Raw genomic sequence first — 11,820 nt, 5'->3', positions numbered from 1 at the left:
GGCCTCGCAGGCACTCGGCGAGCGGCGCGCCGACGACGAGTGCGACCTGACAGGCGGCACCCACCTCGCGCCACGCGCCCGGCCCTGCCGTGGCGATCGCCTCGGGCAGCGGCATCCCGCGGTCGATCGACGATGCGACGTACACCGCTGCAGGATCGCCGGTGCGGGCGAGGTGCTCCCACGCGCGTGCCGGCGCCACCCCTGCTTGCAGCAGCACGGCGAGACGTAGCACGGTTTCCGCGGCATCGGCCGCGGACGAGTCTGCCGACCGGGCAAGCCGGAACGGTCCCCTCGGGCCGGGCAGGCCACGACGATTCTGCGCGCCACCGTCGCGCACCGTCGCCGGCGCGGCGTCCGCTTCGCGACGCTCGGTCAGCCGGTGTGCCATCGCTCCTCCTCGATGGTGAGACGCCCGTCGCCGCCGACCACCGGCCGCCCGGCTGCCGCGATGCGACGCGCGCCGTCACGACCTCGCTCGACGTGCAGCACGAGGCCGATCGCGCTGGCCGCCTGACGCGCGAGGGCACGATCATCGAGCCCCGCGAGCGCACCCAGCGCCTCGAGCCGGGCGGGCACATCGCCCAGGCTGTTCGCATGCACCGTGCCGGCCCCGCCGTCGTGACCGGTGTTGAGAGCTGACAGCAGCTCCCGCACCTCGTCGCCACGACACTCGCCGACCACGAGCCGGTCGGGACGCATCCGCAGGGCCTCGCGCACGAGTCGCGCCAGGCCGATGCCGCCGCTGCCCTCGATATTGGGTTGCCGGGCCTCGAGCCGCACGTGGTGCGGATGAGCGATGCGCAGCTCGGCCACATCCTCGATCGTGACGATCCGCTCGTGCGGCGGAGCTTCTGCGAGCAGCGCCGCGAGGAGCGTGGTCTTGCCCGCGCCCGCGGCGCCCGAGACCAGGAGGTTCGCGCGTCCGGCGATCGCCTCGTCGAGCCGACGCCGCACGTGATCATCGAACATGCCGGAGCGCTGCAGGTCGTCCAGCGTCGCGACCTCGAGGCGCGGAATGCGAACCGAGAGGAGTGTTCCCTCGGGTGCGATGGGCGGCAGCACCGCATGGACGCGGATGCCGCCCTCCAGTCGCACGTCGACGCAAGGCGACGCGTCGTCGATGTGGCGGCCACCCGCACCGATGAGAGCGACGGCGAGGTCACGCACCTCTTCTTCTGTGGCCCGCCACTCGCGAGCCGCCACGACGCCGGCGCCGCGATCGACGAAGAGTCCGGCGGGGCCGTTCACGAAGACGTCGGTGACGTCGGGATCGTCGAGGTAGGTCGCGAAGGGCGCCAGCGCCGCATGTCGCTCCTCCGCCGGCCGTCGCGGCGATGGTGGTCGATCGTGGCGCATCGTCGATCGCCCGGCGGAACCGGTCGGACGCGGTCGGCGTGCCGGCACGTCGGATCGAGAGTCCGATGACCGTACCTCCGACGTGTCGACGGTCCGCGCGTCCGAATTCTCGGGCCGTCGGGGCGGAACCCACGCAAGCGTCGCTCGGTGCCCGCCGGCGTCCGCCCTGCCTGCCGACGCGGCGGCGGTGGCGCCGCTCGCGTGATTCGGAAGCGGACGGGCGGCGGCGTCCCATCCGCTCTCCCCCGCGACCTCGAGCCGGCCGGCCCCGTAGCCGGGCGACGACCCGCGGACCGCGGCATCCCACGAGTCCTTCGTCCCCACGCGACCGGCGACACCGGAGCGAGGACGGGCGATGAAGGGCGCGGACATGCTCCGACGCTAGAAGCGCCGCTGCCGGCCAGGCGGGCGAACCGGGCGATCCGTGGACAGGCGGCGCGAGATGAACGCTGGGGAGGAACGGACGTCACGATGACGTCGGGATCGCTCCCAGAAAAGGAGAGGCGGCATCCCATGGGGGGAATGGGATGCCGCCAAGCGCGGGCCCGAATTCGGGGGGTGACGTCGGGCGCCGCAATGCCAGAATCGATGTTCGGCCAACGGTCAGCATATGCGAGGTAGGGGTCCTGACAAAACGAAAAGGAGAGGATTCTCACTGATATATCGGTCGAGTCCAACATTGTGACCTCTACCCACTATCGGGGGTAGCCGGTTCCGGTCGCCCTGAGTACATTTCCTGGCAGACTCGCCGGCAGCCGTCGGCTTCCTCCAGCCCGCAAAGGAGCGCGCTCCCATGAGCGAATCATCCCCGGTCACCCACCCCGGCAGCAGCCAGATCGACCACCTCCTGACCGAAGACCGACGGTTCGCGCCGACCGCCGAGTTCGCCGGCAACGCCGTCGCCACCGCTGCGCTCTACGAGCAGGCGCAGGCTGAGCGACTCGGCTTCTGGGCCGACCAGGCCCGCGACCTCCACTGGCACACGCCGTTCACCGAGGTGCTGGACTGGTCGAACCCGCCGTTCGCGAAGTGGTTCGCCGACGGTGAGCTCAACGTCGCCTACAACTGCCTCGACCGCCACGTCGAGGCGGGCAACGGCGACCGGGTCGCGCTGCTCTGGGAAGGCGAGCCCGGCGACGAGCGCCGCGTCACGTACGCCGAGCTCACCGACGAGGTGAAGCGACTCGCCAACGTCCTCGAGGGACTCGGCATCGGTCAGGGCGACCGCGTCGCGATCTACCTGCCGATGATCCCCGAGGCGGTCGCCTCGATGCTCGCCGTCGCACGCATCGGCGCCGTCCACTCCGTCGTGTTCGGCGGCTTCTCGGCCGACAGCCTGCGCGCCCGCATCGACGACGCCGGCGCCAAGCTCGTGATCACGGCGGACGGCGGCTACCGCAAGGGCAAGGTCTCCCCGCTCAAGCCGGCCGTCGACCTCGCCCTCGGCGATCGCGGCACCGGCGAGCAGGAGACGGTCGAGCACGTGCTGGTCGTCAAGCGCGGCGACAACGAGGTCGACTGGGCCGACGGCCGCGACCTGTGGTGGCACGATGTCGTCCCGGCCGCGTCCGCCGAGCACGAGGCACAGGCCTTCCCCGCCGAGAACCCGCTGTTCATCCTGTACACCTCGGGCACCACCGGGAAGCCGAAGGGCATCCTCCACACCTCCGGCGGCTACCTCACGCAGTCGGCCTTCACCAACAAGGTCGTCCACGACATCCACCCCGAGACCGACGTGTACTGGTGCACCGCCGACATCGGCTGGGTCACCGGCCACACCTATGTGACGTACGGTCCGCTCGCGAACGGCGCGACGCAGGTGCTGTACGAGGGGACTCCGGATGCCCCGCACCCGGGTCGCTGGTGGGAGATCGTGCAGAAGTACGGGGTCACGGTGCTCTACACGGCGCCGACCGCGATCCGCTCGTTCATGAAGCTGGGACGCGCGATCCCGAAGCAGTTCGACCTGTCGTCGCTGCGGCTGCTCGGCTCGGTGGGCGAGCCCATCAACCCCGAGGCGTGGATGTGGTACCGCAAGATCATCGGCGGCAAGACCGCCCCGATCGTCGACACCTGGTGGCAGACCGAGACCGGCGCCATCATGGTGTCCGCTCTCCCCGGCGTCACCGAGACGAAGCCCGGCTCGGCGCAGGTCCCGCTGCCCGGCATCTCGATCGACGTCGTCGACGAGGACGGCTCGCACGTCGGCAACGGCAACGGCGGACTGCTCGTCGTGACGGAGCCGTGGCCGTCGATGCTGCGCGGCATCTGGGGCGACCCCGAGCGCTTCGTCGAGACCTACTGGGAGAAGTTCCAGAAGCAGGGGTACTACTTCGCCGGCGACGGCGCCCGTCTCGACGACGACGGCGACGTCTGGCTGCTGGGCCGGGTCGACGATGTCATGAACGTGTCCGGGCACCGCCTGTCGACCACCGAGATCGAATCGGCGCTGGTCGGCAACGAGGCGGTCGCCGAGGCCGCCGTGGTCGGCGCATCCGACGAGACCACCGGACAGGCTGTGGTCGCGTTCGTCATCATCAAGCAATCGCATCTCGAAGAGAACAGCGTCGATGGCTTCGGACCGATGCTGCGCCAGTGGGTCGGCGAGCAGATCGGGCCGATAGCCCGCCCGCGCGACATCTACATCGTGGGCGAGCTGCCCAAGACCCGCTCGGGCAAGATCATGCGCCGCCTCCTGCGCGACGTCGCCGAAGGCCGCGAGGTCGGCGATACCACGACCCTCGCCGACACCGCGGTCATGTCGGTGATCTCTGCCCAGGTCAGGTAAGTCCCCGGTCGTTGAGCGAGGAGCGCCAGCGACGAGACGAAACGCCCCTGGCCCTTGCGAAGGGCGTTTCGTCTCGGTCGCTGCTCGCTCGCTCAACGGCCGACAATGGACGAACAGAAGAGAGCGGATGCCGTAGCCCTGGGCTGCGGCATCCGCTCTTCTGTTGGTCGGCGCATCGCGTGCGCGAGTTCGGCTCGAGTGCCACGATGCGTGGTCTCACGCGCCTGGTTGCCGCGTGTCGCGACACCCGAACCTCGCGCGGAGACTTTGAGGGGTCACGATGTGTGGGCTCGCCACGGACGTCGCCGCGTGTCGTGACACTCGAAGCAGCGCCGGGTCAGGCGTAGGAGAAGACGACCTCGACCTCGACGGGCGCGTCCAGCGGGAGCACGGGCACGCCCACGGCCGAGCGGGCGTGGGTGCCGGCGTCGCCGAAGATCTCGCCGAGCACCTCGCTCGCGCCGTTGATCACGCCAGGTTGCCCGGTGAACTCGGGAACGGATGCCACGAATCCGGTGACCTTGACCACGCCGGTGAGCCGGTCGACGCCGCCGACGGCGGCCGCTGCGGCGGCGAGCGCGTTGAGGGCGCTCTGGCGGGCATAGCCCTTGGCGTCGGCCGCGGGCACGAGGCCCTCGCCTTCTCCGACCTTTCCGGCCGCGGGCAGCGAGCCGGAGATCATCGGCAGCTGGCCGGCGGTGTAGACGAGGTCACCGTGGGCCTTCGCAGGCACATAGGCGGCGACGGGCGGCACGACGCCGGGAAGGGTGATGCCGAGTTCGGCGAGACGATCGCTCACGCTCATGGTCACGCCCCCTCGAACTGCTGGGCGGCCTGGGCCGCGGCATCCAGTCCCGCGTTCTGCTGGCCTCCGCCGGCGGGACGCTTGAAGTAGGCGACCAGTCCCCCTTCGGGGCCAGGCACGACCTGGACGAGCTCCCAGCCCTGCTTGCCCCAGTTGTTGAGGATCGCGGCGGTGTTGTGGATCAGCAGGGGCGTGGTGAGGTACTCCCACGTCGTCATCGCGACTCCTCGGATAGGCGGAAAGGGCGGAGGGTGAAGGCTGGGAAACACCTCAGCGGGCGCACGCGTCTGAGGGAATCGCCCAGGTATCTCCCCTACGATCAACCCTATGCCTGATACCAAACGCACGGCCACAGGTGTGCTCGGCGGACTCGCCGGGCTCGTGGGCCTCAGCGCCGCAGCCGGTGTCCTGATCGCCGCGACCGTCACCCCCGCGGTCGCCATCACGAGCACTGCGGCCGAGCGTGCGATCACGATGTTCGACAATCTGCCGAGCTCGCTCGAGATCGACAAGCTCATGGTGCCGAGCAACTTCTACGCCACCGACCCGGCGACCGGTCAGCCCGTGCTGCTGACGAAGTTCCTCGAGCAGGACCGCACGCCCGTCAACTTCGACCAGATCAACCCCGTGATGTACGACGCGCTCCTCTCCAGCGAGGACCCGCGCTACTACCAGCACGGCGGCATCGACCTCATCGGCACCACTCGAGCGCTGCTCTCGAACGCGGGCGGCGCCAGCGAGACGCAGGGTGGATCATCGATCAGCCAGCAGTACGTGAAGAACGTGCTCATCCAGAAGTGCGAGCAGAACGCCACCGCGGAGTACGAGACCAACGAGGCCGGCGAGCCCGTTCTCAACGAGGACGGCACACCGAAGGTCAAGGTCAGCCGCGATCAGGCGCTGCTCAATTGCTGGACCGACGCCACGACGGCGAAGGGGCCCGAGGGCTACACGCGCAAGCTGCAGGAGATGCGCTACGCGATCTCGCTCGAGCAGAAGTACTCCAAGAACGAGATCCTGCTCGGGTATCTCAACATCGCGAACTTCGGCGGCATCACGTACGGCATCGAGTCGGCCGCTCGCCAGTACTTCAGCACTACGGCGGCGAACCTGACGGTGGCCCAGGCCGCGACCCTCGCGGGCATGGTGCAGAACCCCAACAGCTACCGCATCGACAAGCCGGAAGGCTCGATCGTCACGGCGGACGGGACCCGGTTCAACAAGGCGCCTGACGGCGTGATCGATGAGGGTGCGAAGCTTGGCGTTCTCGACGACCTGGTGAAATCCGGTGAGATCACGGAAGAGCAGAAGCTCGCCGCCGCCGACGGCTACACGTCCACGAAGGTGCGCCAGCTGTACGTGCTGAGCCGCCTGCTCGACGATGGGAAGATCACGCGGGAGCAGTACGTCGAGGCCGCGGTCTGGCCGATCACGCCCGCGATCACTCCTCCCAAGACCGGGTGCGTCAATGCGGTCGGGGCGGAGTACTTCTGTCAGTACGTCAAGGACGTGATCCTGAACGATCCCGCATTCGGTGAAACCGGCGAAGACCGTCGAGCGCTGCTGCAGCGCGGCGGCCTCAACGTGTACACCACCCTCGACCCCCGCATCCAGGCAACCGCTCAGGCGGCAGTGGCGCAGTACGCTCCCGCGAACCCTGCGCTGCCCCCGACCAAGGAGTACCCCAGTGGCGGGCGCTTCGGTTCCTCCACCGTGAGCCTCGAGGCCAATACGGGCCGCGTACTGTCCATTGCCCAGAACACGATCTTCAGCGAGGACTCCGGTGTCAGGGACGACTGGAGCTACTCCTCGCTCGTCTTCGCGGGCGACCAGAAGTTCGGAACCTCCGGCGGATTCAACGCCGGATCGACGTTCAAGCTCTTCACGCTCGTCGACTGGCTGGAAAAGGGCCACTCCGTCAACGAACCGCTGAACGGCACGCTGCGCGTGTTCAAACGACTGAAGCACAGCTGCAACGAGGACAACAACGGCCAGCCTCAGGATTGGGTCAATGGCAGCAACACGTTGATCAACAACTTCGGCAAGGACAAGGGCCGGATGGGCACCCCGATGCAGTTCACCGCCTCGTCGCTCAACACGGGCTTCTTCGCGATGGCAGAGAAGCTCGACCTGTGCGACATCAAGCACGTCGCCACCCGTATGGGAGTGACCCTTGCCGACGGCACGGAGGTCAAGATGAACTCCCTGTCGTCGATCATCGGCTCCAACGCGGTCTCACCCATGGCGATGGCGGCGGCGTACGCCACAGTCGCCAACAACGGCGTCTACTGCCAGCCGCAGGCCATCGATCGCGTCACCGACTCTGATGGCAACGAGCTGCCGAAGCCGCAGCGCACGTGCACGCAGGTCATCGCCCCCAACGTCGCGGCCACCGCGGCATACGCGCTGAAGGGCGTCATGGTCCGTGGCGGCAGCGGCAGCCAGGGCAACGCGGGTGACGGCACGGTGACGATCGGCAAGACGGGTACCCACGAGTCGATCCAGACGTGGCTCATCCAGTCGAGCACTCGTGTCGCGACGGCCACCTGGGCCGGCAACGTGTTCGGCGGCGGCGATGTCTTCAAGGCCGGGCTGAACAACATCCGCTTCAACATCTCCAAGGCAATCCAGCGGACGGTTGATGATGCGTACCCCGGCGGCGACTTCGCCACCCCGGACAACGACCTCATCAAGGTCCAGCTCGCGCCGCTCCCCAACGTCGTCGGCCAGACGATCGAGCAGGCGACGCAGACGCTGACCGACGCGGGCTTCGAGGTCGCGGTCGGAGCGCCCGTGGACTCGGATCAGCCCGAAGGCGTGGTGGGTGCGCAGAACCCCGGCCCCGGGAACGTCGCCGGCGGGAGCACCGTCACGATCAGCCCGAGCAATGGTCAGGGCCTCACCGTTCCCGATGTGACGGGGCGTTCGCTCGAAGACGCCAAGAAGGCGCTCCGCGCGGCCGGCTTCGGCAACGTGGGCGATGGCACCTGCACCGTCGACGCCGCCCTCGGCACTCAGACGAAGGCGACCGCGACGAACCCTGCGGCGAACACGCTCGTGAACCGCAACACGTCGATCGTCGTCGACTACAGCGCCGCCGTCTGCGGCGGCGGTGGCCGAGGCCCCGGCAACGGCGGCGGCGGCGGCAACGGATAGTGCCGCCGACAGCAACCCGCACCGCCCTCACCGTGCTCGGCACGGTGGGGGCGATCGGTGCCGGCGCCGCCGTCTGGGGCATCGGCATCGAGCGCTACCTCTTCACGGTCCGCTTCCATGAGGTCCCGGTGCTTCCCGCCGGCGCCGCGCCGATCCGGGTGCTCCACCTCTCCGACGCTCACATGGCGCCGTGGCAGCACCGCAAGCAGCAGTGGATCGCCGCCCTCGCCGAGCTCCGGCCCGACCTCGTGGTGAACACCGGCGACAACATGGGTCACCCCGACGGCCTCCGCGGCCTGCGCGCGGCGTTCGACCCGCTGCGCGGCATCCCTGGTGTCTTCGTACATGGTTCGAATGACCACGCCGCTCCCTCGCCGCGCAACCCGCTGAAGTACTTCACCGGGCCGTCGAAGGTCAAGCACACGTCCGAGCCGCTCGACACACAGGCGCTCGACGACTACCTCACGGACGCGCTCGGCTGGCTCGACCTGAACAACTGCGTCGGAATGGTGGATGCCGCCGGCCGGCGTATCGCCGCGTTCGGCGTCAGCGACGCCCATCGCGAGTGGGACGAGCTCGAGGTACTCCCGGGGCTGCTGTCGGAGCTGCGCCGCGATGAGCCGGCGGACCTCACCATCGGCGTGACCCATGCCCCCTATCGGCGCGTGCTCGACGATTTCGTCGACCTCGGCGCCGACGCGGTCTTCGCCGGCCACACGCACGGTGGCCAGGTGCGCGTTCCCGGCTTCGGCGCGCTCGTGGCCAACTGCGATATCCCGCTGAAGCAGGCGCGCGGGCTCAGCACCTGGACGCACGACGCGCGCACTGTGCCACTGAACGTGAGCGCAGGTCTCGGTCACTCGATCTACGCGCCCGTGCGCTTCGCGTGCCGGCCCGAGGCATCCCTCCTGACCCTCGTGCCGCGGGCGTAGGGGCCGCCTCCTCCCCAGGCGCGGGGGTCGCGCGGCCATCCACAGATGCGTTCGACCCGGGCTGGCACGGATCGCCGAGCCCGCAGTCTCGACGTGTGTCGAAGAATCATCGAAAGCCGCTCGAGCTCTCGTCGGAGCCGGTGTCCCCCATCCTGCGCTTGCTGTTCACGCGGCTGCCAGCTTCCGCGTACCTGCTGCTCCTGCCGTTGCTGATCGTGCTGCTCATCATCGACGTCGTGGCGCCTCCTCCTGCCGGTGCGGCGGAGCGCGGCGTCGGATTCGGCACGTGGGCACCCATCTCCGCATACGGGTGGCACGGTTCCATGCTCATCGGCGGCGTGCACACGTACTGCATCACTCCGGGTGCGCCGGCTCCTACCGGACCGAGCACCGACCACGGCATCAGCGGTTCGGCCGCCGGACTGTCTCCGCAGCAGCTGGTGGGGATCAACCTGCTGGTCTCGACCTACGGGCAGACCGAGGATCCGGTTCAGGCGGCGGCCGTGGCCTGGGCGGTCAAGGCGATCGCGAATCGCGACGAGACCCTCCACGCGTTCGGCTACCCGGGCGACTCCCTCGCCGGGGCCATCCACTGGACACTCTCCGCGCTCGCACCGCAGCACGACCGCGCCGTGCAGGAGCGCGCCGTCGCCTACTACGACCAAGCCATGCGTGCCGCGTCGAACACGAGCTCCCCGAGCGGGCGCCTGGTGTTCTCGACGTATGCCGCTGACCACCGCAGCGGCACCGTGCGCGTCGAGGCGACAGGCGCCGCGACGGGAACGGTGACACTCGTGAACGCCGTCTTCGCCGACTCGGGTTCCCCGACACTCGACAGCGCCTCAGCGGGAACCGAGTACGCCATCCGCGCCGTCCCACCCGCGGAAGGACGGGCGTACACAGTCAGCGGGACAGGCCGCTTCCGCACCGGCCTCCCCGCTGCGGTGCGCCACTACACCACCCCCGGCGGCCAGGAGACGGCCGGCCCGGCGGCCCCCGTCGAGTTCGAGATCGTCGGCGCAGACGCTGCCCCACGCGTTCCCCCGTTCTCGCCCCGCATCTCGACGCGGGTCCCGACGCGAGAGACGGCCGGCGGTCCGTACATCGACGAAGTGACCTTCTCCGCGGAAGACGGATCGTGGCCGCGTGCCGAAGATGGGTCGTACCTGCCCGTGACCGCGGTCGCCGTCGTCTACCGCACCGACGCGGAGCCCGTGCCCGGCACGGAGGTGCCTGCGGAGGCATCGGTCGTGGGCAGCCTCCGGGTGACCACCGATGCTCTGGCCGGTCCGACCGTGGCCTACACCGTCACATCGCCGTGGGAGATGACCGCTCCCGGCTTCTACACGGCCGTATGGCGCGTGAGCGCGGCAGACCAGGTCGCGCCGGTAGCCGCCCACACCGGGCCGGACTTCGCCTGGACAGAGCGATTCGGCGAACCGTCGCAGGTCGCCGTCGTCGCACCTCCCCCTGCCGCGCCGACTCCCCCGCCGGCGCCGTCGATGGAAAGCCCTGCTCCCGCCGTCGGCGACGCGCCCGGTCGCGCGCCGGAGGCCGCTCTGGCCGCCACCGGAATGAACGCCGGCGACGTCCGTGCCCCCGCGGCGCTCGCCATCGGCCTGCTCAGTGTCGGCATCGCGATCGTCGCGTCACGGCGTCCCCGGTTCGGAGCACGGCCCACGATCAGGTAGACTCATGGGGTTGTCAACGGGGTGTGGCGCAGCTTGGTAGCGCGCTTCGTTCGGGACGAAGAGGCCGCAGGTTCAAATCCTGTCACCCCGACATCAGAGAGGCTCCGCCGGAAGGCGGAGCCTCTCGTATGAAAGGACGGACGCCATGACCGACAGCAACCCGCCCCTTCTCGTCGCCTTCGACCTCGACGACACCCTCGCTCCCTCGAAGAGCCGGATCGACCCGCGCATCGGGGAGCTGCTCATCGCGCTCGCGGAGCGCGTGGAGGTCGCGATCATCTCCGGCGGACAACTGACCCAGTTCACGACGCAGGTCGTGGACCGTCTGCCGGATGCCTCGGCCGCCGTCCGTTCGCGGATCCATCTTCTGCCGACCTGCGGCACCCAGTACTACCGCTTGACCGAAGACGGCGTCGTCACCGTCTACAAGCGCTCGCTCACGGACGACGAGAAGTCACGCGCACTCGCCGCCGTGGAGGGCGAAGCACGGCGTCTCGGGCTCTGGGAGTCCGAGACCTGGGGTGACATCCTGGAGGACCGCGGCTCGCAGATCACGTTCTCGGCGCTGGGTCAGCAGGCGCCGGTGGCCGCGAAGATGGCCTGGGACCCGACCGGTGAGAAGAAGAACGCCTTGCGCGCGGCCGTCGCGGCGCTGATCCCTGATCTCGAGGTGCGATCGGGCGGCTCGACCTCCGTCGACATCACAGAGCAGGGCATCGACAAGGCCTACGGCATGCGTCAGCTCGCCGAACAGACCGGCATCGCGCTCGACGACATGCTGTTCGTCGGGGACCGGCTCGACCCCGAAGGCAACGACTATCCCGTCCTCGCGATGGGCGTGCGCTGCCACGCGGTCGAAGGCTGGGAAGACACCGCCGCACACCTCGAGCAGCTCATCCCCACGCTCCCCGTCCGCGTCTGACGCGACGCCTCCCGCCGGCGTGAGCGCCGGCGCGTTTCGTCTTGCTCGTTCCTCGCTCGCTCAACGACCGAAGGAAGGCCACGCTCGTTGAGCGAGGGAGCGCCAGCGACCGAGACGAAACGCCCCGGGCTGCGCGACTGCGCCGGGTCCCGCGCGTTTCGTCTCGCTCG

General features: G+C 69.4%; 8 protein-coding genes, 1 tRNA gene and 1 pseudogene. 6 read left to right on the top strand and 4 right to left on the bottom strand.

The window, feature by feature from the left end; translation table 11 throughout:
- Nucleotides 1–388: pseudogene (locus tag ACI3KY_RS19190) on the bottom strand (hypothetical protein); the annotation flags it as partial.
- Nucleotides 373–1,356, bottom strand: coding sequence for a TadA family conjugal transfer-associated ATPase (locus ACI3KY_RS19185; protein WP_404931729.1), 984 nt, complete (start codon nucleotides 1,354–1,356; stop codon nucleotides 373–375). The pseudogene ACI3KY_RS19190 and the gene ACI3KY_RS19185, both read right to left, overlap by 16 nt.
- A 793-nt stretch (nucleotides 1,357–2,149) precedes the next feature.
- Between ACI3KY_RS19185 and acs the strand changes: the two genes are divergently transcribed.
- A complete protein-coding gene (gene acs / locus ACI3KY_RS19180) occupies nucleotides 2,150–4,144 on the top strand; it encodes an acetate--CoA ligase (protein ID WP_404931728.1) in 1,995 nt (664 codons plus the stop codon).
- 337 nt (nucleotides 4,145–4,481) lie between these two features.
- Here acs and ACI3KY_RS19175 read toward each other — a convergent pair whose 3' ends face one another.
- Together ACI3KY_RS19175 and ACI3KY_RS19170 are read right to left on the bottom strand one after the other, a co-directional pair.
- Entirely contained in the window at nucleotides 4,482–4,949 is a 468-nt protein-coding gene (locus ACI3KY_RS19175; RefSeq protein WP_404931727.1) for a RidA family protein, read from the bottom strand.
- Nucleotides 4,950–4,951: 2 nt separating this feature from the next.
- A complete protein-coding gene (locus ACI3KY_RS19170; RefSeq protein ID WP_163619321.1) occupies nucleotides 4,952–5,167 on the bottom strand; it encodes a DUF4177 domain-containing protein in 216 nt (71 codons plus the stop codon).
- Nucleotides 5,168–5,276: 109 nt separating this feature from the next.
- Between ACI3KY_RS19170 and ACI3KY_RS19165 the strand changes: the two genes are divergently transcribed.
- The 5 genes from ACI3KY_RS19165 (at nucleotide 5,277) to ACI3KY_RS19145 (ending at nucleotide 11,650) form a co-directional block, all read left to right on the top strand.
- The gene (locus ACI3KY_RS19165; protein WP_404931726.1) at nucleotides 5,277–8,105 is read left to right on the top strand and encodes a transglycosylase domain-containing protein; all 2,829 of its coding nucleotides are present in this window, start codon (nucleotides 5,277–5,279) and stop codon (nucleotides 8,103–8,105) included.
- Complete coding sequence (locus tag ACI3KY_RS19160) at nucleotides 8,105–9,037, top strand: metallophosphoesterase (protein WP_404931725.1); 933 nt, start codon at nucleotides 8,105–8,107, stop codon at nucleotides 9,035–9,037. Before ACI3KY_RS19165 ends, ACI3KY_RS19160 begins: the two co-directional genes overlap by 1 nt.
- Before the next feature lie 95 nt (nucleotides 9,038–9,132).
- Nucleotides 9,133–10,728, top strand: a complete 1,596-nt coding sequence (locus ACI3KY_RS19155) for a hypothetical protein (protein ID WP_404931724.1) — start codon at nucleotides 9,133–9,135, stop codon at nucleotides 10,726–10,728.
- Nucleotides 10,729–10,745: 17 nt separating this feature from the next.
- A tRNA-Pro gene (locus ACI3KY_RS19150) sits at nucleotides 10,746–10,819 on the top strand.
- Between the two features lie 54 nt (nucleotides 10,820–10,873).
- Nucleotides 10,874–11,650, top strand: coding sequence for an HAD-IIB family hydrolase (locus ACI3KY_RS19145; RefSeq protein WP_404931723.1), 777 nt, complete (start codon nucleotides 10,874–10,876; stop codon nucleotides 11,648–11,650).
- Nucleotides 11,651–11,820 lie beyond the last annotated feature (170 nt).

It is taken from the genome of Microbacterium sp. ZW T2_14, from assembly GCF_044987405.1.
Taxonomy (GTDB): Bacteria; Actinomycetota; Actinomycetes; order Actinomycetales; family Microbacteriaceae; genus Microbacterium.
Note: the sequence above shows the minus strand (reverse complement) of the source record. Positions and strands in the feature narration are given on the sequence as shown.